Genomic DNA, 1,262 nt, shown 5'->3' on the forward strand with positions numbered 1-1,262 from the left:
AAGGGGTAGTGCGCGCGGGTATCGGCATCGTCGGTGAGCACCAACGTGCAGGATCGCGGTCCCCTCTGCGCCCAGGCGAACGGCTTGTCGCGCGCGAAGCCGTGCTGGGTCATCGGATAGGTCCGGCCGCGATGGCGCAGTTGGTCGCCCGCCAGCCGCCCCACGATTGGAAACAGCACCGGCGAGTGACGCCGCCATTCCGGACCGGCCTGCCACAGAAACTCTGTGCCGTCGGCATCGCGTAGGGAGACAAGTTCGGCGCCCTGCCCGACAACAGTCGCCGAGATGCCGTCACCGTGAAGCGTCAGGCTGTCCTGTTCCATGCGTCCTCGCGGCTATCTGGCGTGGCCGGTAGGCTAGCAAAAGGGGACGTGCGAACTCAAGAGCGGCAGATTTACATCGCGTCTCAGTCAGCCGCGATGAACGATCCACCGCACATGGCAAATGCTGCCTCAAATAAAAAACCGTGGCCGGAGGTTTCCCTCCGGCCACGGTAAGTTGCGAAATGTTGCCTGCTACGGTCCGGATTACTCGCGTTCGCCGGTAAAATTCAGCAGCAGCTGGAAGATGTTGATGAAGTTCAGATAGAGCGAGAAGGCGCCGAAGACGGCAAGTTTCTGGCGCGATTCTGCGTCGAAATTCTCGGCATACTGTTCTTTGATCGTCTGCGTATCCCAGGCGGTCAGGCCGATGAACACGGCGATGCCGATCACCGAGATGGCGAACTGCAGCGCGGTCGAGCCGAGGAAGATGTTGACGATGCTGGCGATCACCACGCCGATCAGGCCCATGATCAGGAACGACGAGAACTGGGTCAGGTCGCGCTTTGTCGTGTAGCCGTAGAGACTGGTGGCGCCGAACATGGTGGCGGCGATGAAGAAGGTGCGCGCGATGCTGGTTCCGGTGAAGACCAGGAACACGGAGGCGAGCGACAGGCCCATGACCGCGCAGAAGGCCCAGAACATCGCCTGGGCACTCGCCGCCGACATGGTCTGCATTTTGAACGAGAACAGCAAGACGAAGGCGAGCGGTGCCAGCATCACCACCCATTTCAGCGGGCTGGAGAAGATCGGCACGTAGAGCGCCGGCGTCGATGAGATCATGAAGGCGACGAGGCCGGTGACCACCAGGCCGACGCCCATGTAGTTGTAGACGCGCAGCATATGCTGGCGCAGGCCCTCGTCGAAGATGGCTCCGGTTTGGGCGCCGGCGCCGACGCGATATCCCAGATTGGGGGTGTTCATTTGCGTTCTCCTTTGTGA

General features: G+C 61.6%; 1 protein-coding gene and 1 pseudogene. Both read right to left on the reverse strand.

The window, feature by feature from the left end; genetic code table 11:
* Nucleotides 1–323: pseudogene (locus tag EN749_RS35950) on the reverse strand (aldose 1-epimerase family protein); the annotation flags it as partial.
* Nucleotides 324–527: 204 nt separating this feature from the next.
* Nucleotides 528–1,244 carry a Bax inhibitor-1/YccA family protein gene (locus EN749_RS35955; protein WP_127271130.1) on the reverse strand — a complete coding sequence of 239 codons (717 nt, stop codon included), beginning with the start codon at nucleotides 1,242–1,244 and terminating at the stop codon, nucleotides 528–530.
* Between the last annotated feature and the right edge of the window lie 18 nt (nucleotides 1,245–1,262).

The organism is Mesorhizobium sp. M7A.F.Ca.ET.027.02.1.1, assembly GCF_004022985.1.
In the GTDB taxonomy this organism is placed as follows: domain Bacteria; phylum Pseudomonadota; class Alphaproteobacteria; order Rhizobiales; family Rhizobiaceae; genus Mesorhizobium.

What these genes read in the sequence shown, in the direction of transcription:
- EN749_RS35955 (WP_127271130.1), bottom strand. Translation starts at nt 1,244, where the DNA reads ATGAACACCCCCAATCTGGGATATCGCGTCGGCGCCGGCGCCCAAACC.